Genomic DNA, 23879 nt, shown 5'->3' on the forward strand with positions numbered 1-23879 from the left:
CATGATTTCTTAAGTGGGTACCATTGTTTTATCAACAGTTGCTTTTATTTTTAATAAATTGAAGTTGATGAGGAATATTCCATGAGTTTGGTTTTTGCAGATAAAGTTGGCTTGATTACTGGCGGTGCGCGAGGTATCGGTAAGGCGACTGCATTAAAATTAGCGCAGGCGGGATGTGATATTGCTATAGTTTATTACAACAGTTCTGATGAGGCCCAAGCTTTAGTCGAAGAAATTCATACTATGGGGCGCAAGGCAATTGCTCTGCAAGCGAATGTGGCCGATCATCAGTCTGTAAAAGAAATGTTTGCTCAATTCCGCGAACACTTTAATCGACTTGATTTCTTGATTAGTAATGCGGCCAGTGGCGTTTTAAAATCGGCACTTAAGATGTCTACCAAGCATTGGCGTTGGTGTTTGGAAACAAATGCTTTGGCATTAAATCATTTGGCGACAGAAGCTCGTTCATTAATGCCTAGAGGGAGTCGCATTATTGCTTTATCCAGTCTTGGTGCATCTCGAGCGATTCCTAATTATGCCTTTATTGGAGCTTCCAAAGCAGCTCTTGAAGCATTAGTTCGTTCTTTGAGTCTTGAGTTAGCTGTTGATGGGATTACAGTGAATACTGTTTCTGCTGGAGTAGTTGATACAGATGCTTTAAAGCATTTTCCTAACAGAGAACAATTACTTGATGAATATCAGGCCCACTCGTTGACAGATAGACCATTGACAACACAAGATGTTGCCAATGCAATTTATCTCTTATGCTTGCCGGAAGCGGCCATGATTAATGCGCATACTTTATTCGTTGATGCAGGGTATAGTCAGGTTGGTTAATACCTCATCACTTTAATTTTGTGTCTTTAAAAAAATATATGGTATAATTCCGGGCTTTTTAAATTAGCTGATCTCTGAGGAACAAAATATGAATGTAGCAGACGTTTATCCTAAAGTTAGGGAAATTGTTGCTGATGTGTTAGTAATTGATGCAGAAGACGTATCTCTTAACAGTCGATTGATAGCAGATCTAGGCGCCGAATCTATTGATTTTCTTGATTTGGTTTTCCAATTAGAAAAAGAATTCAAAATTAAAATTCCTCGCGGTCAATTGGAAAAAAATGCACGTGGTGATTTGGCAGAAGATGAATTTGAAAAAGGCGGCGTCATCACTGAGCAAGGTTTGCAGGTATTGCAAAACTATTTGAGTGAAGTTCCTGCAGATCAATTCAAACCGAACATGAAAGTTAATGAAATACCCTTGTTGTTTACCATTGAAACATTTTGTAAATTAGTTGTTGCTGCGATCAACGAGCAACAAACTGCCGGAGCTGGGGCTTAATTTCGGTGTTACTTTTAAAATTAAGATTAATAGGGTTTAATAAATACTGATGAGATTTTTATTTGTTGATCGTATAGTGGAGTCATCTCCTGGTCAGTTGATCAGGGGAATCAAACATGTTACCTCAAATGATACGTTCCTCACAGTTGATGAACAGGGGCGGCCTTGTTTTATCCCCTCTTTAATCGGAGAAACACTGGGGCAATTGGCCGCATGGAATGTGATGGCACTGCAAGGATTTACTCATAGGCCTGTGGCTGGTATCGTTGCACGTGCCTCCATGCATCGGCGAGCCTATGTCGGTGAAACTTTATTGCTTGAGTCATTTATAGAACACTTGGATGATTCAGTCATGCAATATCATAGTGAAGCCAGGGTGGGTAGTGAACTTGTCTTCAGTATTGACGGTGCTTTAGGCCCTTTGCTGCCTATGGATGATTTTATCAATTTAGATGAAGTGAAGCAGCAATTTTCTGAAATTAACCGTCCTGGTGATTGGTCGGTTATTAGTAAAGAAAGTGGACCCGTGGAAGATGAATATCTGATAATGGGTTCGGATTTATCTGTAGTGCCCATGACATTTGATAGAATTCGCTCCAGTCAGCCAGGTATTAGTTTAATCGCTGAAAAAAGAATATCGCGAGCTGCTCCTTATTTTGCAGATCATTTTCCGAAGAAACCTGTATTACCTTTAACGGTATTATTGGAATGCAAACTCAATTTAGCTTATGAATTTGTTCTGCGCGCAGGATATTCAACTCACTATCAAGTGAGTGAATTTCGCAAAATAAAAATGAATGAATTTGTCTATCCTGGCGATGTTCTTGAATGTTATGTAACAGTAAAAAAACAAACGGAAGACGAGTTGATCCTGGCTTATCGCAGCGAGGTAGCCGGTAAACGTGTTTGTGTTGTGGATGTAGTACTTATTCCCAGAGGTAAATAAAGTGAAAAAAAGACGAGTCGCTATTACAGGTTTGGGAGCGGTTTCCCCTTTAGGACTTGATGTCCAGTCCACATGGTCTAATTTATTGGCAGGACATTCCGGAATTGCTGAAATTAAACAATTTGATGCCAGTGCTTTTCCAACTTATATTGCGGCTGAGGTAAAAAACTTTACCCTCGATCCCAAATTAATTACCAAACGTAGTCGCTTTTCTGTGCACTTTACCCGCTATGCTCTTGCAGCTGCTCAACAGGCTTTTGATGATGCAGGGATCGTGCCTACAGAACAAACAGCAAGCCAGTGGGGGGTAGTTACAGGCAGTGGTATGATGACTGCCGAATTTGATTATCTATCTCGATTTCAACAAATTTGTGCTCAAAATGGTGAAGCAGATTGGGGACGTTTGCTTGCTAATACACAAGAATTTTATAAATTATCTGATTTTGGTAAAACGACGCCAAACTCAGGGTTGTCTTTATTGATTCAACAATTCGGAATCAGCGGTTATGCCTCGTCCGTTCACACCGCGTGTGCGTCAGGTGGCCAAGCTTTAGGATTAGCAATGCAAGTAATTCGTCGCGGCGAAGCAGACTTCATGTTAGCTGGCGGATTTGATTCAATGATTAATCCTTTGGGATTATCTAGTTTTTGCCTATTAGGTGCCTTATCAACTTACAACAGTACACCGGAAACCGCGAGTCGACCTTTTGATGCGACACGTAATGGTTTTGTCTTGGGAGAAGGAGCTGCCTTTTTAATTCTTGAAGAATGGAGTAAGGCAAAAGCGCGAGGTGCTCGTATTTATGCGGAATTGGCTGGTGAGGGGAACTCTCTAAGCTCTTATCGAATTACTGATTCACATCCAAATGGTGACGGTGCTATTCAAGCTATCGAACGTGCTCTTCAGGATGCAGGAGTACAGGCTTCTGATGTAGATTATATTAATGCACATGGTACCTCAACCAAAATGAATGACTTGAGTGAAACAAATGCGATTAAAGCAGTTTTTGGCGAGTCTGTCGCAACCTTGCCTGTAAGTTCGACTAAAGGTCAAACAGGACATTTGATTGCTGCGGCAGGCGCACTTGAAGCGGTGTTATCAGTTAAATCCATAGAACAGGCACAGATACCTAAAACGGCCAATTTAACAACCCCCGATCCAGAATGTGATTTGGATTATGTGATTGATGGTCCACGTGAACGTTCTGTGGGAGTCGTTTTATCCAATTCTTTTGGATTTGGTGGCTCCAATAGCTGCTTGTTGTTTAAGCATCCTGAATTTGGGGGAGCAGATTTATGAGTCAGGACAATAGAGTATTTATCACAGGTCGAAGTGCATTAACTGCATCAGGTTCTACCGCAGATGCAACTTGGAATGCAATTCTTTCTGGTAAAAGTGGGATTGCTGAAATAGCTCAATGGGATTTGTCACAATGGTCTCATCGTTTGGGGGGCGAACTAAAGGAGTTCAATCCTGCAAAAATGCTACCAGATCGCAAGTTGATGAAAGTCATTTCGCGTCAGGATGTGATGGGAATTAATGCTGCAGTACAAGCAATCGAGCACAGTCAAATGATTGCGTATCGCGATACTCTTGAAGATCCTAATTCATTTAATGAGCAAACCGCTGTTTTTGTAGGCTCACCTGGAAATAAATATTTTCAACAATATGATTTTTTACCGTTGTTGGCAAAAACTCAAGGCGATATGCAGCAATTTGCGCAGCATTTATTTGAAACAGTCCATCCGATGTGGTTATTACGAATATTACCTAATAATGTTCTTGCATACACAGGGATTACCTATGAATTTAAAGGTCCCAATCATAATGTAACCAATCATGCTGCTGGTGGAACACAAGCTTTATTGGAAGCATTTCACGCAATTCGTAGTGGTCAGGCAGAACGAGCTGTCGTTGTTGCCTATGATATGGCTATTGAGCCGCAAGCTCTATTTTACTATCAGCAATTGGGGGTCTTGAGTACTCAACATTTAAAACCTTTTGACGAAGCCCATGATGGCACCATATTAGCCGAAGGCGCTGCTGCTTTGGTCTTGGAAAGTGAAGCCAGCATGCGTGCGCGCTCAGCAACGTGTTACGGTGAGATAATCGGCGGTTTATCAACCAGTGAAACAGAAGGATTATTTTCTGTGGATACAAGCGGGCAAAAGCTTGCTGAATTGATGCAACGTACTTTGGATGTTGTAAAACTAAATACTCATGATTTAGGTTTTATTGTTGCTCATGGAAATGGTAATAGTAAATCAGATTATAGCGAATCTCAGGCAATACAAAATGTTTTTGCCGAAGAGGAAGTTCCAGTAACCGCTTTCAAATGGTCTATGGGACATACTATATGCGCCTCTGGTTTGATTGACGCAGTAATGACAACCTATGCACTTTCATCTAAATGTGTGCCAGGGATAGCTAATTTGCAAAATATTGCATCCAGTTGTAATGGTTTATTCGTAAGTGCAGATCATCAACCTCTAAAAAGAGGACCTTATGCACTGACAATTAATCGAGGATTTGCAAGTATGAATGCGTGTTTGGTGATCAAAGCTTGTGACTGAATTAGAACAAAAAGTTAATAAATTGCCCGTGAGCTGGCTAGGACGATTTGTCCATAAATTTTTACCCTATAAGCGGCAAATAGTTATGGCCAATATCGATCGTGTCTTCGGTGATCAATTAAGTAAAGCGCAAAAAAAGCGACTTGCTATATCGTATTACTCTCATTTGCTTAAATCCTTTAAAGAAGCAATCCAATTGCGTTTTATGTCTGAAGATGATTTACGTAATCAGGTCGAGGTTCGGGGTCATGAAAACATGTTGGCGGTTGTAGCACAACAAAAAGGCGTTTTGGTTCTGACAGGGCATTTTGGAAATTGGGAAGTTGCACCCATCGGCGGTGTTTTAAATTTTAAAGAATTTCAGGGGCAGTTTCATTTTATCCGTCGCACTTTATCGATCAAATTTATTGAGCGAAGTTTGTTTAAGCAATATTATCAAGTCGGTTTAAACGTTATTCCTAAAAAAAACTCGCTAGATAAGGTTTGCGCCGCTTTAGAGCAAAACCATGCAGTGATTTTTGTTCTTGATCAACATGCTTCATTAGCGAATCGAGATGGTATTGCCGTAGAGTTTTTTGGTACGAAGGCAGGAACTTATCGGAGTTTAGCAACTTTATCACGTTATACGGGAGTACCAGTAATTCCTGCAGCAGGCTATAGATTACCGAATGGAAAACATGTTTTAGAGTTTTATGATCCTATTCCTTGGAAAGATTATGGAAGTGCTCAAGAATCGCTTTACCATAATACATTGGCTTATAACCAAGCTTTAGAACGTATTATTTTGGCCCATCCTGAGCAATGGAACTGGATGCATAAACGTTGGAAACTCAAATTGTAATAGTTTAATTACTTATTGCAGTTTTAAACGATTCAATATGCTCCACTTCAAAGGTATCTTCCTCTTCTTGTGTAGGCTTTTTTATTTTGGCAAAAAAACCTTCAGCCCAATGGAATGCGCTTTGTGCATATACAGTTGCTTCACATGCATATTCGGAAATCACTTTAGAGGCGCTTGTAACAAAGTCAGTGCTTTCCTGTGTTTTTAAAGGCTTGGGGTTGGGGTTGATTATTAATTCTGGCATTGGACAATCCAACTCATCAGAAACATATTGGAGATGATCAGAATCTTCATTGACTTCTGCAAGCAATGAATCCACCTCACTACGTTGTTTTTCTTTTAATATTAATTCTAACAAACGGAATCGATTTACAATAAATGGATTTTGGTTTTCTTTAAGCCAGCGACACAGCTCCTCGTTGCTCTCTTTATGGGTCATTACGTAATGATACAAGGTATGGAGTTTATGTCTTGTGCTTAATTCTTTTTTAGGCATTGGCAGTAATGAATAACTATCGAATGCTTTAATAATGTCTTCAAATTTTTCCTGTGTTAATGGCAAACTAATTTTGTTTAACAAATCCAGAAGATCTTTACCTGGGTCCGGGACTTGAAGGTTTTTTTTTGCTCGATTTGTGAAGGTTTTTTTATTGTTTTCCATTGGTGCCCATGACTCTGGAGCAACATAATCAGGTGGGTTGGGTTTAAAAAAACCAGTCCATCCATAAGTCCAGCATCGTTTAATCCATTTAATTAGATTAGCAAAAAATCCTTGATTTTGAGTATAGGTTAACTCTTGCCGTGCCTCTATAATCGCTTGTTGAGCCACTTGAATAATTTCCTGATTATTTTCGGAATTAAGATTTTTTAGCGCTAAGGAACACAAATCGATCACGCGTTGATAATTTTCTTTCCCACCACGTAAACCAAAATAACGGATGATCCTCTTTGCATCAAATAAAAACAATTGATAGCTGAGTTGTTCATCAAAAAAAATGGGATGATTTAAAAATGCAGTAAATATTGCTTCCTTAATCGTTCCATCTAATTCAGGACGTCTTAACATAAAACCGATATGGTGTATTGCTTGATTTCGCGATCTTAGGTTTTCTGATCCAGCATAAAATTCCATGTAGTCATTAATTAGTTTCGTGATAGGTGCTGGGCTGCCTTTATAGTGTATTAAAAAATACTCAAAACAATTAATTGACTTGTCATGTTTAATCAATCCCTCTATAAAGGGGTTTTCATCGGAGTTTAATGATTGATTTTGTTCTTTTGAACCCCCGGGAATGGTTGGGTTTAAATAAACAGTTTGGAGCATTCGTTGAATATTAATTCGCTTATTTTGATAAAATAATGCAACATTTCCTAGTTGTGCATTATTTCTTAAATAGCGATTCGTTAAAAAAGCAGTCCTTTTCGCTAATTCTTTAAATGCAAGTTTATCATTTAGGAAAAAAAGTAATTCAATTGCTTCCAGCGAAAAAGAATGATTTTTATCTAATAATCTTTTTGCTAGTTGATTAATATAACTTGCATAAGCCTTATTGTAATGGCCATTGAGATATAAACGTATCGCCAAAATCAAATGAGATTCTTTATTCGCATACTCTAAAAATTTAATAGGTATGTTATTAAACAATCCTAAATGCTCAATAATATTGATAAGGATTAGTTCTTTCTGATTCGACTCCATTTTGCTTAATTCATCGATGACATTGGGGCCTGCAATGTTCATTAAATGGGCTAAGACGTAATGGGCATTTGGCATGGATGAAAAATGGTAGAGCCAATAGGTAAGAACCTTGTGTCTCTCATAGAGAGGGCATTGCTCAATTAGAGCCTCTATTTGTTTTTTGGTTAATTGATGGAAGTGAGGAATTGAGCAAAGAATACTTACTGCTGCCTCGGGTTCCAATTTGCCAATTAATTGAGTGGAGAGTGTTTCTAAATCAAGTTGGTGAACTAGAATATTAAGACGTGACGGGATATGATGATCTTGCTGCGTTAACCTATTTAATAATGAATCGCCTCTTAAATAAGACAGGAATTCTTTTTGACTTAATAAATGAATAATTAAGAGGGATTTTACTTTTAGACTTTGCACTATTTTTATGGACTCAAGAATGTTTGGGGCAGTAAATTGTTCCTTTTCAAGGGTTGTTAAAAATTGAGTTTGGCTTCCTATATCCTTGTTGATCTCCTTTAAGTACTCAGGGTTTCCCATCGCAGCTTTGAATAAATCAAAACTTTGTATTTTGCTTCCTGTCATGGCGCTCTCCTTTTAGTCAAGCACCAGTTTCCCAAATAGATTTCTTTCGAACTCTATCGAGGCGGCAAATTACTTTGTCGATGTGGTGCTCGAATCCTCATGTACTCCGTGTACACTCCGGTTCTGCGCGCTCCTCTTCCTCCCGTATGTACTCGCTGCAGCGAGTTTCGAAAGAAGTTTAATGGGGCGGTGCGAGTGTGAGGTCGTTCTTTCAGGATAACTCTTTGTAAATAAAATTCAATACTTGTGTTAATTTTGCATAAAAAGTGAAATTGATATGAAGATGAGCCAGTATCTATTTTTAAAACAAGAGACCTTCATATACAAAAACGGCCGGACCAGTTAGGGTGATTGATTTATTAGATGCTGGCCAGTCAATAAACAAATCGCCACCAGGTAAGGTAACTTTTATTTGTTTATCCAGTTGATGGTATAAACGTCCAATAGCAGCCGCTGCAACAGCGCCACTTCCACAAGCCTGTGTTTCCCCACAGCCACGTTCATAAACTCGTAATTTAATATGCTGAGGACTGATAATTTGCATAAATCCAACGTTGGCTTGAGCCGGGAAGCACGAATGTAAACTGATTTGTTTTCCTAGAGTATCAACTGGTGCTGTTTCTGTATCGGTTACCAATAACACCGCGTGTGGATTTCCAACACTTAAGGCATGGAAACGGACCATTTTTTGGGATTGAAGTTCTAAAGAATACTCTATAGCTTGTTGCTCCGCTCGCAGTGGAATAGTTGATGGAGCTAATTGAGGAATTCCCATATCGACGCTTACACTAGAGTCTGAATTGATATGTAAATTCATCTGTGTCGTTCTGGTCGCAACGGTTACGTGATTTTTGTTGATTAAACCGTAGTATTTTGCAAATAAAGCAAGGCAACGTGCTCCATTACCGCATTGCCCCACTTCCTGGCCATCGGCATTAAAAATTCGATAATTAAAGTCAATACCATCTTGTTGGCTGGATTCAATCAACAAGCATTGATCAAAACCGATACCTGTATGACGTTGAGCCATAGTGGCGATTTGTTGGGGGCTTAGATTAATATTCTGATGGATCCCATCAATCACAATGAAATCATTGCCTAAGCCATGCATTTTGGTAAATTTAATTTTCATATTTTTATCAATTAAGTCGATAGTTATTTACTTGCTGAACTTTTTGTTGATTCTGGCAAATAAAGAGGTCCTTTTTGCCCACAAGCCGATAAGAATATGACAAGACAAACCATAAATAAAAAGTAAATTCGTTTCATTAAAAATAAGCACGTTAACGATTAGAAGGTAACTATCTATTTAATTGAGTAAAAATTCAAGCAATATCCAATTTTTTTAAAGTAACCCGGGAAAATTTAATAAAAATCCCGGGTTCTACTACTTTATACTTTGCGATCCAGTGCTCTTACTGTTCTTTCGTCATCAACTTCATTATCAATCGATACATGAAGCTCTTTTCTATATTCGTTCAATGTAGAAACAACATTTTGTCCCAAGGGTTGCCAAAATAAAAACGATTTTATAGATGAATAACCTACACTGTTATAAGCGGCGAGTGCAATTAATCCGAGGCCGACAACAAGAATACTTGCAGCAATTACGACATTTCTGATATATCTAATTGATCGCGGACAACGGTGCTTTGTCAGAATCGGTTCAACTATATCAAGCCTATTAAAAAATTCGCGCGCACGATCTTTAGGGTGGGGAAATTCCGCTTCATTTTTTAAGATTTTAAGTAGTTTGGCTACTTCTGTAATTTTCTCTTGTGTTTTAGCATCGGCTTTTTTTATTTCATCATCTTGTTCCAACTTTTTGGGTCTACCGGATAATTCAGATTTGAGTGAAGCCAAATATTCTGCGGTTAAAGGAATGAGTTTTCTCTTAATGAGTAGTAAATGCTCAGCCTCTTTCTCATCGTTTAGTGCTGTATGATATTCGATTTTTTTGCATTGTTCTGTTTTTAATGTAGTGGCAATATTTTTCTTTTGTTGTTCTTCTTTTTCTAGATTTTGCTGTATATCTTGAATACCAGCCACTAATTGTTTCTTTTCTACTTCTAAAGCAGTCTTTTTTTGCTTTTCTTCCTCTAGATTTTGCTGTGTATCTTGTATATCAGCCACTAATTGTTTCTTTTCTACTTCTAAAGCCGCTTTTTCTTGCTTCAGTCGATCAACTACCCCGTATTTGTTAATAGCATGGCGTTCAACTAACTCTTTAAACGTACCTTTTTCTGCCGGTTCAGGCAAGGCATTAGGTCGGTCTCGATAAAATTTTTGTGCTGCAACATCAATTAACGCTTCGGCTTCTTTTCGGAGAGACAGTTCATGTTTATTGAAAACAGCTTCTTCGGTCGCAAGCTCGCGTACTTGACCCAATGCTGCAATGTCATCAATAAAGACTTCGATTTGATGATACAGTTTTTCAAACTCATCAAAAGAACTGCCATATTGTTCCTCAAATCGTATTACAAGTTGGTCGACTAAATTTTCTTCAGCTTCACTTTGAGGCAGTTTATCTTTCAGTTGTTGGCAAATGTATTCTATTTTTATTTTTATCGGATGATCTGCTAATTTAGCAAAATCAGGACTATTAAAGATCGCGGCAATTTCCGGGTTAATTTCTGAATTAGAAGCGTCTTCATCTTTATTGATCTGAGTTAATAAGGTATTAAAAAAGCGCTGCAAGTTTGCATTGATTGGCGTTTGCAGACGATTAAAATCATCTTGCAAGTTTGCGTGCTGTTGTCCCGCTGTTTGGGTAATTACATTTGAACTCAAAATTTGAAGAGCTTTGACAAATTCTTGTATGGTTGTATTGTCTATTTCTAATAATTTGTTAAATTCTTGAAATGTTGCAATGATGGCTTCAAAGAGGTCTTGCTTTTCTATTTGCTTACTCTCTTTACTCCAGTCATCTATCAGATATTGCTGGCTTACTCTTTGAAGTAATGTACCAAAAGAACTCAAGACATCTTTACGGGCATCCTCACTATCAAGTATTGCAGCGGGAGCAATTGAATGTTCAGTAACAGACGATGAAAGATTGGTAATGGCTCTAATGTTTTTAGATAATACAGCTTTTGCGGATCTAATTAGATCTGCCAGAGTTTGATCTTCATGCGAATCAACTTGAAGTATTTTGAAGAAATACTCTTTCATTAAAAAACTGTGCTCTTCGTTAACATACCCAAGGTTTTTAGGAAAAATCTCAGTTAGGAGTCCATATTTATGGTCAGTGCGTAATACTTTTCTTTGTGGCGCTACGCCCATAGCAAGGTAGCAAGTCATATTGAATGCTTCATAGGCTGCTCTATTTGCATAAATTTTGTCATAAAGCTTGCGAAATATGGTTGGAAAATCAAGTTTTGCTACATCAACACCATTATCAATTCCTATCTCGTCCAGAAAAGCAATATATTTTCTACCTAGACCGGTGCGCTCATGAAAAATTTCTTGAGCATCTTTAAATTCAACACCATGGTTGACTAAAAAACGAAGTAATTTAAAGATCATTAATTTTTGCACGTGGGTCGATTTAGTGTTTTCAGGAGAAACGACTTTGCTTCGTTGTGACGCATTACTGCCAGCAGAACCTGTACCATGATGACCAGGTAGGGTGTTGCGAATGAGTACCTGATTTTCAGGATCTGAAGCTTCCGGATAGATTGGTGTAAAGCCCCAATCTGAATGTTCATTTTCGTAATAGACAATTTCTGCGTATTTAACAATCGGTGGAATAGTAAAAAATCTCGAGTCGTACCAAGTTACTGGCCAGACGTCCCCAGGGACAGGGTCAATGATAAAAAGGCTCATAGATACTTTGGCGATATTGCGTTTTAGTTCATTAAACCATTGCTCTTGAGCTACATTATCTTTAGGTAATTGGGTAAATAAGGGTTTGATAATGTCAGGGGTATTATAGCGCTTTTCCTTTTGTCTCTCTGCTTGCTGTCTGACGAGCTCTTTTATTAATTGCTCGAAATTTTGACAAGAGTTAATGGCTTCTTTTATCGCATTGATTTCATGAGCAATCAGAATCGATTCAACTCCACCTCTACTGTGTCCAATCTCATTAAGTTCAGTTTGTCCGCGAACAAGAGCATTTAAAGCAATACCTAGCCCAATTCCAATTTTTTCGCCAACATTGGTTCCATCATTTTTAGGGCCATTAACAACCCTGACTTTTAAAGATTGATAAGGAACAAGCTGTTTGTGATCAATAACTGGGTCATCTGTTTTAATCAACGTAGAAACAATACTCAGAGTTTCTCCCTTAGGGTAATACTCCATCACTGTATCCCCTAATTTTACAGGTGCTTTTTTCTTGTCTTTTAGAGTAGGAGTATAGATTGTGCCTGTCCCCAACATCGTAAGGGTAAATGATTTAGATTCTATTTTATCAAACATATTCTTGCCACTTGTTGAACATATTATTGCCAGTTATTGGCGCACTGTAGCGCACTATAATTCATGTTGACTAATAATGGAATAGGTTGAGCGCCTTTATTGTTTTAAAATTCCACAATTTGGTGCCAATTTGTTTTATATTTGATGCTATTAGATTCAAAAAATATAGAAAACGTATAACTTGCACTGTGCTAATGCATTAGCGATAATTTCCCTTTTTGTCTGCGAGGGGATTTGTTTTGAATGTACTTATAAATGAGTCACAGGCTAAGGCCCAGGCATGCGTTATTTGGATGCATGGATTAGGCGCTGATGCTTCCGATATGATGGGTTTAGTCGATCAGTTGACGATCGCAGATGTCGGGATACGCCATGTATTTATTAATGCCCCCCAACGTCCAGTGACTTTAAATGGTGGCATGGTCATGCCTGCCTGGTATGATATTATGGGCATGAAACTCATTGATAGAGAAGATAAAGAAGGAATTGAGCAATCCGAGTTGCTGATTCGTAAAGTCATGGATGACCAATTAAACGATGGTTTTGCGTACAATCAGATTTTTTTGGCAGGATTTTCACAAGGAGGGGCGATGGCATTGCATACCGCTCTTCATACGACAGCGCGTTTAGCGGGAGTTGTTGCTTTATCTGCTTATTTACCTTTAGCGGTGCATACCAGACCAAAGTTGGATAAAAGCACGCCTTTTTTTATGGGAGCAGGACAATTTGATCCCTTGGTTTTGCCTCAATGGACTGAATCAAGTAAAGATTGGTTATTGAATAAAGGATATGAACATATTTCTTATTATAAGTATCCTATGGAACATTCAATTTGTTTTGAGGAAATTAAAGACTTAAGTCTTTGGTTTAGAGATAAAATTCGGGGAGAAGCATAATGCCCATAGTGAAAAAGTCACGTACGGTGAATTATACCTGTGAACAAATGTTTTCATTGGTGAATGAAGTAGAGCGGTACGCAGAATTTCTACCTTACTGCGCAGAAAGCTTGGTACATCATCGCGATGAAGATGAAGTGCAGGCCACTTTAGTTATTGGCGCTGCCGGTATGAGTAAGTCATTTACCACACGTAACATGCTGCAAGTTAATAAAATGATAGAAATTCGTCTTGTTGATGGTCCGTTCAGTCATTTAGAGGGGTTCTGGCGGTTTGATGAAGTTGAAGAGGGATGCAAAATCTCTTTTGATCTCGAATTTGAATTTGCTGGACGCATGTTCTCCATGCTTCTAGGGCCTGTATTCGAACAAATAACGGATAAAATGGTCGATTCATTTTGTGAGCGAGCCAAGGCAATTTATGGTCAGGGTTGAGCTCATTTATGTGGCTTTAGACAAGACCACGATACATATGACTTTAGAGCTCAAACAGGGAGCAACGGTACTTGATGCGCTTAATACATCAGGAATATATGATATTCATCAGGAAACACGAGGCATGCCTGTTGGAATTTATGCAAAACAGGTTTCTTTAGAACAGGTGTTGCAAGAAGGTGATAGGGTAGAGATATACAGACCCCTGGTTTTAGATCCAAAAGAGAAGCGTCGGCAAAAGGCGATTCGCACTCGATGATATTCAGAACTTGAGTATAAGCAGCGCAGCGGAACCTGGGTTTCGCTGCGCTGCACCCAGGCTACAATTCCTCAAAACTTTATAAATCCTGCTTATTCTTGATTTATGTCAGGTTCATTCATTGACGCTACGCCTGGTTTTAGCTTGCCGCGTTCGATACGTGCCAGAATACCGTTTTGAAAGTATAAACTCACGGTTGACATGGTCATATATCCTCGGCCTCTACGCCAAGTGTATGCATAGTCCCAGCGGTTATCATTAAACGTAGGACTTAACAAACTGGTTCCCATTAATATAGCAACATCATTTTTACTCATTCCTACTTTGAGTCGATCTATTTTTGACTGTGGCAACAAATTTCCTTGTTGTACTACTCGTCGAGACAGATCAAACGATGAGCATTGCGTAAGGGTTAAAGTGCATACAATTCCTAGTAGAAAAATTATTATTCTCATTTTTTTGCCTATCGTGAAAAATTTCGCCATAATAACACGTCATTTACTGAAAGACACCTTTAACCTGGAAAAGCAGTTGAAACCATACTGGGCAAGCTAAAAGTACCGAATCTTCTGGAATTTTTTCAGGTGTAGAGAAGACAAATTCGTTACTGCGAAGGAGCATTGATGGAAGAGAGTAAGCAGCTAAAAAATGCTGGATTGAAGATTACTTTACCACGTTTAAAAGTATTGCAAATATTGGAGCAATCTCCTAACCATCATTTAAGCGCAGAAGGTGTTTATAAGGCGTTATTGGAAACAGGAGAAGATGTTGGTCTTGCTACGGTTTATCGAGTGTTAACGCAATTCGAAGCAGCAGGGTTAGTGAATCGACATAATTTTGAAGGAGGACACTCAGTATTTGAATTGAGTCAAGGAGCGCATCATGATCACCTAGTTTGCATCAAATGCGGCTGTGTAGAAGAGTTTGTTGATGAAGTCATTGAACAAAGGCAGAAAACCATAGCTGAACGCGCTAATTTTCAGATGACGGATCACGCATTGAATATTTATGGGATATGTCCACGTTGCCATAAAGGACAATAAAAATTGTTGGCAGTTATATTATTCTTTTTTTCCCAAAAGGAAATAAGTTTTCACATTACCAATCCCTTTCATTTCTGTAGTACCTCGTGGTTCAATAAGGAATTCATCTTGAAGCATAAAGGCCATTTTTTCCGAGATATGAATTTTATTAGGAAGGGAGGTTTCCTCCAGTCGACTGGCTAAATTAACTACATTGCCCCATATGTCATAAACGAATTTTTTATGACCTATAATTCCTGCGATTACGGTACCATATGTGATACCAATCCGAAATTGAAGATTCATCTGATTTTCTTGATTAAAAGTCAGCATTCGTTCCAGAATGGCCAAAGCATAATTCGCGATATTAATAGCATGTCGAGTTGTTTGTTCGGGAACTCCTGATACTGCCATGTAGTTATCACCAATAGTTTTAACTTTTTCTACATGATATTTTTCAGTAAGTTTATCGAGCTCGGCAAATAATCGATTTAGAATATTTACCGTTTTTTTAGCGCCCAATTGTTCAGTGAGTTGCGTAAAATTAATAATATCTGCAAACATGACACTGGCTTGGGTATATTCATCAGCAATATCTTCCTCGCCCATTTTCAAGCGTGAAGCAATCGCTTCTGGCAAAATATTCAAGAGTAATAAATCATTTTCCTCATTTACCCTCGATAATGTCTTTAATGCATGAATAATAAAAAAGAGCATGAGTATGGTTGATAGAAGTGAAAGCGCAAGTGCCAAGGCAATGATTTTTGACATCTCGATATCAATTTTTTCGTTAGTTAAGAATGTTCGACTATCTATCAGGGTAAAAAACTCTTGTAAGGGTTTCATTACCTGTAATTTGGCGCTCATATAATCAGCGCCAAAAACCATTTGTTGCGCTAATTGAGGATTAGGTTTGCCGATAATGGTGTAATCACCTGATTTATCTTGATATTTTCCATCAAATAAATTCATGGCTTTGATTTCAGTTTCTGAGAGCTGATTACTTTGGTTTTCTGCTTTAGCCAGTAAAGAAAATTCTTTTAGCGTAAAATGATGTTCCAACATCATTGCAGATAACGATTTTGCTGAGCCATAAGGTTGGGGACGTTTGTTATCAATAACCAAATCCCAATACAATTCGTCATAATTTAAAGGTAGAGGCGAAGTTCCATTACGTATGCTTAGAATTTCATTATAGTACTTACGGTATTTTTGCTCGCCAGTTACCACATAAAGGCGAGCCATCTCAGTTAAATCATCGGAGCTTTGACGAAGTTTATTAGCTAACATATATAATTGATAGCGCTCATTTCCATCAATGACCTCTTGAACTGCAATGTGTTTTAATGCAAATAAGCAAATGATCAGGCTCACTAAAGAGAGCGTTAAGAAGAAGAAAAAGTAGTATAAAAGACGCGTGTTTTTAAGATGAAGCTTTTTGAGCACGTTTAACTCTTTTACTTAATTAACTTACATTCAAGAATAGCTTATTTACATAATAATGGAGCAATTTCTAATAACTAATTTTAAATGCTATTCTTTAAAGAAGAATCTGTCTGTTTTATTAGGGAATTTTTAGGACGAGCTAGACTTGATCCTTAAATTAGCTCAAGGATTAATTAATGAAATTGTTATTTTTAGGGGCCGGCAGCGGTATCGGAACGGATTTCGAAAATTTTCAATCAAACATGCTACTTCTAACAGATAGTGGTAAGAAACTACTGATAGATTGTGGTACAGATATTCGTTTTTCATTAACTAAAGCAGGATACCATTCTCAAGATATTGACGCATTGTATATTAGCCATTTACATGCCGATCATATTGGTGGTATCGAATGGTTCGCATTTCAACGAAAATTTGCCTTCCAAAAGAATAAAATGCCACTTTTAATTATTCATGAACACTTAGTACATCTATTATGGAACAGTAGCCTTAGTGGAGGGTTAAAAACACTTGATGATAAAGAGGCAACTTTGAGCGATTATTTTAATGTTCACGTAGTTCGTACTGGCCATGGTTTTAGTTGGGAGGGCCAGAAACTAAACCCCGTGCAAACAGTTCATATCTATTCTAATAAGGAGTTGATGCCAAGTTATGGTTTGGATATTAGTTATAATAAAAAACAGTACTTCATTACTACTGATGCGCGATTTACGCCGGAACGCTTCGCACCATATTATCGAGATGCTGCTCTGATTTTTCATGATTGTGAAACCTTGGAAACGCCCAGCGGAGTGCATGCTCATTTTAATCAGTTAGTTACATTAGATCCTGAAATTAAAGCCAAGATCTGGTTATATCATTATAATGATGGGATGCTTCCTGATGCACAAGCTCATGGTTTTGCAGGTTTTGTTCGTTGTGGTCAGGAGTTTGATCTCAGTTAAAAACGAGTAATTACTTACTTAATCAGTTCAATTTTAAAGACAAAGTCCGATTGGAAAAATTGTTTCTTGAAATTATATATTATTGCCAGATTATAAATCGTTCATTCTTTCTCAAGAATGAGAGCTATCTAAATGACTTTATACATAATTACATAAGAAAAACTCCAGTTTATTCTTAAAGTTTTATGTATTTCATTGATATAATGTCCATCCTTTTCGAATGGTTAATATGGATATTTATGTGGATTGTATGGATTGCGCTTTCGCGACCTTACACGTTTATTGTAATGGCTCTGATGCTTCTAATTATTGGGCCCTTAGCAATAATGCGTACTCCTACAGATATTTTTCCTGACATCGATATCCCGGTTGTGAGCGTTGTATGGAATTACGCGGGCTTGCCTCCTGATGAAATGGGAGATCGCATTGCGAGTGTATTTGAGCGAGCCGTTACTACCACAGTGAATGATATTGAACATATTGAATCCTCGTCGCTGATTGGCGTCAGTGTGATCAAATTATTCTTTCAGCCTGATGTGAATGTTGACTTGGCTTTAAGCCAAGTTACAGCAATCGCACAAACGATGCTCCGTAGCTTGCCACCAGGGACTTTGCCACCATTGGTATTAAGCTATAAAGCGTCAACAGTTCCTGTTTTACAACTGGTGTTATCGAGTGCAACCATCCCGGAACAAAAGTTAAATGATTTGGGAAATAACTTTCTTCGTACTCAGCTTGCAACAGTACAAGGAGCAGCGGTACCGTATCCCTATGGAGGAAAAATACGTCAAATCCAGGTCGATTTAGATCTGCAAGCCATGCAAACCTATGGTATTTCCGCACAAGAGGTGAATAATGCAATTCTTGCCCAAAACCTGATTATTCCTGCTGGAACACAAAAAATAGGTGAGTATGAGTACATTGTTAAATTAAATGGTAGCCCGCTTTCAGCAGTTGAATTAAATGATGTGCCAGTTAAATCAACACCTGGTCGAGTTTTATATATTCGTGATGTTGCCCATGTACGCGATGGATTTGCACCGCAAACCAATATTGTCCGAGTGGATGGGAAACGGGCAGTAATGATGTCAATTCAAAAAACCGGCAATGCGTCTACTTTAGATATTGTGAATCGTGTTAAGGCTTTATTACCTAAAGTTAAGAACATGCTTCCGGAAGGACTTAATTTGTCCAACTTCGCAGATCAATCAATCTTTGTTACCGCAGCGATTCGCGGGGTTATTACAGAGGGGGTGATTGCGGCGGCATTAACTGGGCTTATGATTTTACTCTTTTTAGGTAGTTTACGTAGCACGCTTATAATTACTTTGTCCATTCCTTTATCCATCATTGCCTCGATTACTATCCTTTCTGCTTTGGGAGAAACGATCAATATTATGACTTTAGGTGGTTTAGCACTTGCTGTGGGTATTTTAGTTGACGATGCTACGGTTGCTATTGAAAACATTAACTGGAATTTGGAGCAAGGTAAGGAAGTAGAGCAAGCAATTCTTGATGGTGCGAAACAGATAGCAATACCTGCCTTAGTATCAACTTTATGCATTTGTATCGTGTTTGTTCCTATGTTTTATTTGGGGGGTGTCGCCCAATATTTATTCGTACCTTTAGCTGAAGCCGTAATTTTTGCCATGCTCATGTCTTATATTTTATCACGTACCCTGGTTGCTACCCTGGCAAAATATTGGTTGCACAAACATGAGCTGATGACGGAAGAGAAGAATAAGGGACGATTTGCTCGCTTACACGAAGCATTCGAAGAACAATTTGCACGATTACGCGTGCAGTATTCTAAATCATTATCTTGGGCATTAAACAATGCTAAAGCGTTTATTTTTTATTTTTTAGGTTTTGTTGCTATTTCAATATTATTGCTTTGGCCATGGCTTGGTTCAAATTTTTTTCCTAATGTGGATGCTGGACAAATTAAATTGCATATTAGTGCTCCAACCGGAACCCGGGTAGAGGAAACGGCACGAATTGTAGATAATATTGATACCGTGATTCGACAAGTAATACCGCCTAAGGATCTGAGTAGTATTGTTGATAATATTGGTTTACCTGTAAGCGGAATTAATTTATCGTACAGCAATTCTGCAACGAATGGACCGGAAGACGCAGATATCTTAATATCTCTAAAAGAGGGGCATCGACCCAGTTCGGAATATGTGCATCAATTAAGATCCGTTTTAAGAGAACATTTTCCAGCAGTGACGTTTGCATTTTTACCTGCTGATATAGTAAGCCAAATTATCAATTTTGGTTTGCCATCACCTATTAATATTCAGGTTATTGGCTTAAAAAAAGAAGACAATGCGCATTATGCCAATAAACTGATGAATCAGCTAAAACGAGTACCAGGTCTCACCGATGTTCGAATAAGACAGTCTAATAATTATCCTGAGTTTTTTGTGGAGGTTGACCGTAGCTTGGCAAATGAACTTGGATTTACTCAATTCAATGTCGCCTCTGATTTATTAGTGACTCTATCAGGCAGTTTTCAAACGACACCCACATTTTGGTTAGATCCTAAAAATGGAGTGTCTTATCCGATTGTTACGCAGGCACCGCAATATGTGATGACTTCATTAAATGATTTGCTTAATATTCCAATTGGAAGTTTAACTTTGCCTAGTCAACTGCAAATTTTAGGTTCTTTTGCAAAACTGAAACGTACTTGGACCTCAGTTGTCGAGTCACATTATAATGTTCAGCCAGTTATTGATATTTTTGCTTCAATCCAGGATAGAGATTTAGGCTCGATAACCAAGGATATCCGAAAGACTATCCGTGATACGCAGAACGAGTTGCCTAGAGGGTCATCTGTAGCGATTCGTGGTCAGATTGAAACTAAGGAGCATGCATTCAATGGTTTATATTGGGGATTAGCTTTTTCGATTTTATTAGTTTATCTGTTGATTGTTATTAACTTTCAATCCTGGGTTGATCCATTTATTATTATTACCGCATTGCCTGCTGCGATTGCAGGAATTGCCTGGATGTTATTTATTACTCATACCGCATTAAGTGTGCCTGCTCTAACAGGAGCAATTATGTGTATGGGAGTTGCAACAGCAAATAGCATCCTAATCATTAGTTTTGCTCGCGATCATCTTGCAACTGAAAATGATCCCATGAAAGCAGCCCTTGAGGCAGGACAGACTCGTTTAAGACCCGTAATGATGACTGCATTGGCCATGATAATCGGTATGTTTCCTATGGCATTAGGTTTGGGAGATGGGGGAGAACAGAATGCTCCGTTGGGACGGGCAGTAATCGGCGGGTTATCTTTTGCAACGATGGCCACGCTTTTTTTTGTCCCTTCGGTTTTTTATGTGATTCACGAGCGCAAGTTGAAGAAGAAGCAAAGGAAGGATCATGCTTAAATCAATTCAATCATTTGGACAGGACCACAAACATAGACGACGTATTATCGCGATTGCAGTTTTTTTATTCATCATGTTGGTGATAGTTTTTTTTCGTGTTTATGCAGCGATTCACTTACGTAATGAAACTCTTGCTGATGCAGTTCCTGTAGTCCGGGTGATGAAAGCACAACAAGAGAAAGGGGTTGATAAAATTATTTTACCAGGCAATGTGCAAGCTTGGCACGAATCACCTATTTATGCACGTACTAACGGTTATATAAAAAAATGGTATGTTGATATTGGCAGTCACGTTAAAAAAGGCGATTTGCTTGCCGTCATTGAAACACCTGAGCTCGATGCACAGGCGCGTCAAGCAAGGGCCGATTTGAAGACCGCGATAGCAAATAATCAATTGGCACAGATTACTGCAAAACGTTGGCTTAATTTAGTTAAAACAGAATCGGTCTCCCAACAAGAGACGGATGAAAAAGTAAGTACGGCTGCGGCTTTAGAGGCTGCGATGTTTTCGGCTAAGGCTAATTTGCAACGATTACAAGAATTAGTCGGATTTGAACGTGTTATTGCTCCTTTTGATGGTGTCATTACGGATCGCGCCACAGATATTGGTGACTTAATTGATGCAGGAAGCAGTTCCACAGCACAACCTTTATTTCGTATTGCCCAAACCAGCCCTTTGCGAATTTATGTCAAAATTCCTCAGTATTACTCGTCACGGATTAAACCAAATATGACCGTGGAGCTCCATTTTGCGGAGCATCCCAAGCAAGTTTTTCCTGCCAAACTGTTTGAAACAGCGCAAGCAATTGATCCTGATACGCGTACTTTGCTCGCTCAATTTATTTCCCCGAATAAAAATGGGGAGTTATTACCGGGGGGGTATACTGAAGTCTGGTTTACTTTACCCATTCCTCCCAAAACTGTGATTCTTCCTGTCAATACCTTGCTTTTTCAGGCTCAAGGATTACAAGTAGCAACTTTGGATAAAGACAACAAGATTGTTTTAAAATTGGTCACTCTTCGACGCGATTTTGGCGCAACAGTTGAAATTGCCACAGGAGTATTGCCAGGTGATCGCGTTGTGCTTAATCCTCCTGATGCCATTGTGAATGGGGAAACTGTGCGAGTTGTTTCATGAAAAAATTGATTGGCCCTGGAGCGCTTGTTTTTGCATTAATGGGTTGTTCTTTAGCTCCAACATATCATCGCCCGATCATGCCTATCCCTGAGCACTTTAAAGAACCAGGAACATGGGTGGAAATTAAATCGACACCACGAATCGTTACGCCGGATGCCTGGTGGCAAGCGTTCAATGATCCTGTATTAAATAATTTGGAAAATCAACTGAATGGAGCAAACCAAGATTTGAAATTGGCCTATGCTCATTTTCAGGAAGCAATTTCATTAGTACACGTTGCCCGATCGTATTTTTTCCCCACCATTCAGGGGTTATTCAATGCAGATCGCCAGCAAAACTCACGAACGGTAGCGAATTCTGTAAAAACCCCCGTATTTAACCAGTTTTTATTGGGTGGTTTTCTCGCTTATGAGCTTGATGCTTGGGGAAGTGTTCGCAATTCGGTTCTTGCCAGTGAGCGTAATGCTACGGCAAGCGCTGCTGATGCTGCTTCGATTCGTTTGAGTTTACAAGCAGAACTTGCAAATGATTATTTTGCATTAAGAGGGAGTGATGAGGCGCAACGTATATTAGATACTACCGTTATGGCTTATCAAAAAGCGCTTTATTTGACGAAAAATCGTTATCGAGGTGGGGCTGCGCCTATAGCCGATGTTGATGAAGCAGAAACTCAGCTTGAGAATGCAAAAACCATGGCTGCAGAAATGCGATTACAGCGAGCCCAACTTGAACATGCAATCGCAGTATTGATTGGGGAAATACCCAGTAATTTTTCTTTGGCTCCTGCCAAATCACCTAAGGTTTTTCTGGAAATAGCCCCTAATATTCCTTCAACCCTTCTAGAGCGAAGGCCTGATATCGTTGCGGCTGAGTCTCGAGTGCAAGCGGCAAATGCAAATATTGGCGTAGCACGAGCTGCTTTTTTCCCTGTGATTGACTTATCTGGAAGTTCTGGTTTTCAGAGTCAAAGCCTTGCAAATCTCATTTCAAAGCCAAGCCTTTTTTGGGCTCTGGGTCCGTTGAGTTTATTGACTTTAACTCAACCTGTAGCACAAGTGACGATTTTTGATGGTGGGCGATTGCGAGGTCTACTAAATCAAGCCAAAGCCCAGTATTTTGAAACAGTTGCTGCTTATCGACAAACCGTGTTAACTGCATTCCAGGAGGTGGAGGATAATCTGATTGCGATTCACCAGCTCGATCAGGAATATCGAAGCCAAGAGGCGGCAGCTCGTGCGGCAAAACGAGCTTGGGATCAGGAGTTATACCGATACAAAGGAGGGTTGGTTACATTTTTGCAGGTTGTGGTTGTTGAAAATACTGCACTGCAATCAAAACTTGCATTAGTTAATATCCACACCCGTCGTCAAATTGCAAGTATTCAATTAATTAAAGCTTTAGGCGGCGGGTGGTCTTTAGATGCAGGCAAAAAAAGATAAGATAGGGATAAAGGCAAAAGGAGTTTGGACAAATATTTATATCATACTCCAGGAATCACTCTTGCCTTAATTCTACATCATAACGTTATTTGTTAATCAAGATTAATAGTATAGGAATAGCTACCCATGCCATCGTATACTGTATTGATGTAGCGAATTCCATTACAAGAAGCACTAACAACTGGATGATTCATTAATGGTCCATCTTTAATATCAAGAACACACCAGTTCTCTGAATCATAGGCAACAGTAACATGAGCATAACCAGAACGGCATGCAAATGAGTCTAATATCTCAAAACTACGTGGCCCAACTATGTGGAGCATCACATCTGGATCATTAAATCCGCTTACGACATAGATACCAGGGTGGGAAGTATCGCTTAAGCGAAAATAATCTTTATATCCACACCAAGATTTATCTGCATGAGCATTCATCATCATTAAGCTGGTTGTAGCCAGAAGAATCCATTTTTTCATTTCAGAACACCTTTTTTATTATTT

At 38.8% G+C, this 23879-nt stretch carries 21 protein-coding genes; 14 read left to right on the forward strand and 7 right to left on the reverse strand.

Annotated elements, in window-relative coordinates; translation table 11 throughout:
- Positions 1 to 81 precede the first annotated feature (81 nt).
- The 6 genes from fabL (at position 82) to DGG96_RS03900 (ending at position 5700) form a co-directional block, all read left to right on the forward strand.
- Positions 82 to 837, forward strand: a complete 756-nt coding sequence (gene fabL / locus DGG96_RS03875) for an enoyl-[acyl-carrier-protein] reductase FabL (protein ID WP_110141650.1) — start codon at positions 82 to 84, stop codon at positions 835 to 837.
- Between the two features lie 88 nt (positions 838 to 925).
- The gene (locus tag DGG96_RS03880) at positions 926 to 1339 is read left to right on the forward strand and encodes an acyl carrier protein (protein ID WP_110141651.1); all 414 of its coding nucleotides are present in this window, start codon (positions 926 to 928) and stop codon (positions 1337 to 1339) included.
- A gap of 49 nt (positions 1340 to 1388) precedes the next feature.
- Positions 1389 to 2285, forward strand: a complete 897-nt coding sequence (locus DGG96_RS03885; protein WP_110141652.1) for an ApeI family dehydratase — start codon at positions 1389 to 1391, stop codon at positions 2283 to 2285.
- 1 nt (position 2286) lies between these two features.
- Positions 2287 to 3585: a beta-ketoacyl-[acyl-carrier-protein] synthase family protein gene (locus DGG96_RS03890; protein WP_110141653.1), complete on the forward strand. Its 1299-nt coding sequence runs from the start codon at positions 2287 to 2289 to the stop codon at positions 3583 to 3585.
- Positions 3582 to 4859, forward strand: coding sequence for a beta-ketoacyl-[acyl-carrier-protein] synthase family protein (locus tag DGG96_RS03895; protein ID WP_110141654.1), 1278 nt, complete (start codon positions 3582 to 3584; stop codon positions 4857 to 4859). Before DGG96_RS03890 ends, DGG96_RS03895 begins: the two co-directional genes overlap by 4 nt.
- Positions 4852 to 5700 carry a lysophospholipid acyltransferase family protein gene (locus DGG96_RS03900; RefSeq protein ID WP_110141655.1) on the forward strand — a complete coding sequence of 283 codons (849 nt, stop codon included), beginning with the start codon at positions 4852 to 4854 and terminating at the stop codon, positions 5698 to 5700. Before DGG96_RS03895 ends, DGG96_RS03900 begins: the two co-directional genes overlap by 8 nt.
- Positions 5701 to 5704: 4 nt before the next feature.
- Here the strand turns inward: DGG96_RS03900 and DGG96_RS03905 are convergent, their stop codons facing one another.
- From DGG96_RS03905 to DGG96_RS03920, 4 genes are all read right to left on the reverse strand, one after another.
- On the reverse strand, positions 5705 to 7975 hold the full coding sequence (locus DGG96_RS03905) for a hypothetical protein (RefSeq protein WP_110141656.1): 2271 nt from the start codon (positions 7973 to 7975) through the stop codon (positions 5705 to 5707).
- Positions 7976 to 8276: 301 nt separating this feature from the next.
- On the reverse strand, positions 8277 to 9107 hold the full coding sequence (gene dapF / locus DGG96_RS03910) for a diaminopimelate epimerase (RefSeq protein ID WP_110141657.1): 831 nt from the start codon (positions 9105 to 9107) through the stop codon (positions 8277 to 8279).
- 23 nt (positions 9108 to 9130) lie between these two features.
- Positions 9131 to 9244, reverse strand: coding sequence for an LPS translocon maturation chaperone LptM (lptM, locus tag DGG96_RS03915; RefSeq protein WP_110141658.1), 114 nt, complete (start codon positions 9242 to 9244; stop codon positions 9131 to 9133).
- A 123-nt stretch (positions 9245 to 9367) separates the two neighbouring features.
- The gene (locus DGG96_RS03920) at positions 9368 to 12394 is read right to left on the reverse strand and encodes a hypothetical protein (protein WP_110141659.1); all 3027 of its coding nucleotides are present in this window, start codon (positions 12392 to 12394) and stop codon (positions 9368 to 9370) included.
- 239 nt (positions 12395 to 12633) lie between these two features.
- Here DGG96_RS03920 and DGG96_RS03925 point away from each other — a divergent pair, with 239 nt between their 5' ends.
- Genes DGG96_RS03925 through DGG96_RS03935 form a run of 3 tightly spaced genes read left to right on the forward strand, consistent with a single transcriptional unit; the run spans position 12634 to position 13983 of the window.
- Entirely contained in the window at positions 12634 to 13290 is a 657-nt protein-coding gene (locus DGG96_RS03925; RefSeq protein WP_110141660.1) for an alpha/beta hydrolase, read from the forward strand.
- Entirely contained in the window at positions 13290 to 13724 is a 435-nt protein-coding gene (locus DGG96_RS03930; protein WP_110141661.1) for a type II toxin-antitoxin system RatA family toxin, read from the forward strand. Before DGG96_RS03925 ends, DGG96_RS03930 begins: the two co-directional genes overlap by 1 nt.
- Positions 13711 to 13983 (forward strand): RnfH family protein, encoded by a 273-nt coding sequence (locus DGG96_RS03935; RefSeq protein WP_110141662.1) that lies wholly within the window; start codon positions 13711 to 13713, stop codon positions 13981 to 13983. Before DGG96_RS03930 ends, DGG96_RS03935 begins: the two co-directional genes overlap by 14 nt.
- Before the next feature lie 92 nt (positions 13984 to 14075).
- On the opposite strand, the gene DGG96_RS03940 is transcribed toward DGG96_RS03935, so the two are convergent.
- Complete coding sequence (locus DGG96_RS03940) at positions 14076 to 14468, reverse strand: outer membrane protein assembly factor BamE (protein WP_110141663.1); 393 nt, start codon at positions 14466 to 14468, stop codon at positions 14076 to 14078.
- Positions 14469 to 14606: 138 nt separating this feature from the next.
- Between DGG96_RS03940 and fur the strand changes: the two genes are divergently transcribed.
- On the forward strand, positions 14607 to 15026 hold the full coding sequence (fur, locus tag DGG96_RS03945) for a ferric iron uptake transcriptional regulator (RefSeq protein WP_110141664.1): 420 nt from the start codon (positions 14607 to 14609) through the stop codon (positions 15024 to 15026).
- An 18-nt stretch (positions 15027 to 15044) separates the two neighbouring features.
- On the opposite strand, the gene DGG96_RS03950 is transcribed toward fur, so the two are convergent.
- A complete protein-coding gene (locus tag DGG96_RS03950) occupies positions 15045 to 16451 on the reverse strand; it encodes an adenylate/guanylate cyclase domain-containing protein (protein ID WP_110141665.1) in 1407 nt (468 codons plus the stop codon).
- Positions 16452 to 16627: 176 nt separating this feature from the next.
- On the opposite strand from DGG96_RS03950, the gene DGG96_RS03955 reads away from it, so the two are divergent.
- From DGG96_RS03955 to DGG96_RS03970, 4 genes are all read left to right on the forward strand, one after another.
- Positions 16628 to 17395, forward strand: a complete 768-nt coding sequence (locus DGG96_RS03955; protein WP_110141666.1) for an MBL fold metallo-hydrolase — start codon at positions 16628 to 16630, stop codon at positions 17393 to 17395.
- A gap of 239 nt (positions 17396 to 17634) precedes the next feature.
- Positions 17635 to 20799, forward strand: coding sequence for an efflux RND transporter permease subunit (locus DGG96_RS03960; RefSeq protein WP_110141667.1), 3165 nt, complete (start codon positions 17635 to 17637; stop codon positions 20797 to 20799).
- Entirely contained in the window at positions 20792 to 21937 is a 1146-nt protein-coding gene (locus tag DGG96_RS03965; RefSeq protein WP_110141668.1) for an efflux RND transporter periplasmic adaptor subunit, read from the forward strand. The genes DGG96_RS03960 and DGG96_RS03965 overlap by 8 nt, the downstream gene beginning before the upstream one ends.
- On the forward strand, positions 21934 to 23376 hold the full coding sequence (locus tag DGG96_RS03970; protein ID WP_110141669.1) for an efflux transporter outer membrane subunit: 1443 nt from the start codon (positions 21934 to 21936) through the stop codon (positions 23374 to 23376). The genes DGG96_RS03965 and DGG96_RS03970 overlap by 4 nt, the downstream gene beginning before the upstream one ends.
- A 92-nt stretch (positions 23377 to 23468) precedes the next feature.
- Here DGG96_RS03970 and DGG96_RS03975 read toward each other — a convergent pair whose 3' ends face one another.
- Entirely contained in the window at positions 23469 to 23855 is a 387-nt protein-coding gene (locus DGG96_RS03975) for a hypothetical protein (RefSeq protein WP_110141670.1), read from the reverse strand.
- Between the last annotated feature and the right edge of the window lie 24 nt (positions 23856 to 23879).

The sequence above is a fragment of the Legionella qingyii genome (assembly GCF_003184185.1).

Coding starts and splice junctions, on each gene's coding strand:
- fabL (WP_110141650.1), top strand. CDS start 82: ATGAGTTTGGTTTTTGCAGATAAAGTTGGCTTGATTACTGGCGGTGCG.
- DGG96_RS03880 (WP_110141651.1), top strand. CDS start 926: ATGAATGTAGCAGACGTTTATCCTAAAGTTAGGGAAATTGTTGCTGAT.
- DGG96_RS03885 (WP_110141652.1), top strand. CDS start 1,389: ATGAGATTTTTATTTGTTGATCGTATAGTGGAGTCATCTCCTGGTCAG.
- DGG96_RS03895 (WP_110141654.1), top strand. CDS start 3,582: ATGAGTCAGGACAATAGAGTATTTATCACAGGTCGAAGTGCATTAACT.
- DGG96_RS03905 (WP_110141656.1), bottom strand. CDS start 7,975: ATGACAGGAAGCAAAATACAAAGTTTTGATTTATTCAAAGCTGCGATG.
- dapF (WP_110141657.1), bottom strand. CDS start 9,107: ATGAAAATTAAATTTACCAAAATGCATGGCTTAGGCAATGATTTCATT.
- lptM (WP_110141658.1), bottom strand. CDS start 9,244: ATGAAACGAATTTACTTTTTATTTATGGTTTGTCTTGTCATATTCTTA.
- DGG96_RS03920 (WP_110141659.1), bottom strand. CDS start 12,394: ATGTTTGATAAAATAGAATCTAAATCATTTACCCTTACGATGTTGGGG.
- DGG96_RS03930 (WP_110141661.1), top strand. CDS start 13,290: ATGCCCATAGTGAAAAAGTCACGTACGGTGAATTATACCTGTGAACAA.
- DGG96_RS03935 (WP_110141662.1), top strand. CDS start 13,711: ATGGTCAGGGTTGAGCTCATTTATGTGGCTTTAGACAAGACCACGATA.
- DGG96_RS03940 (WP_110141663.1), bottom strand. CDS start 14,468: ATGGCGAAATTTTTCACGATAGGCAAAAAAATGAGAATAATAATTTTT.
- fur (WP_110141664.1), top strand. CDS start 14,607: ATGGAAGAGAGTAAGCAGCTAAAAAATGCTGGATTGAAGATTACTTTA.
- DGG96_RS03955 (WP_110141666.1), top strand. CDS start 16,628: ATGAAATTGTTATTTTTAGGGGCCGGCAGCGGTATCGGAACGGATTTC.
- DGG96_RS03960 (WP_110141667.1), top strand. CDS start 17,635: ATGTGGATTGTATGGATTGCGCTTTCGCGACCTTACACGTTTATTGTA.
- DGG96_RS03965 (WP_110141668.1), top strand. CDS start 20,792: ATGCTTAAATCAATTCAATCATTTGGACAGGACCACAAACATAGACGA.
- DGG96_RS03970 (WP_110141669.1), top strand. CDS start 21,934: ATGAAAAAATTGATTGGCCCTGGAGCGCTTGTTTTTGCATTAATGGGT.
- DGG96_RS03975 (WP_110141670.1), bottom strand. CDS start 23,855: ATGAAAAAATGGATTCTTCTGGCTACAACCAGCTTAATGATGATGAAT.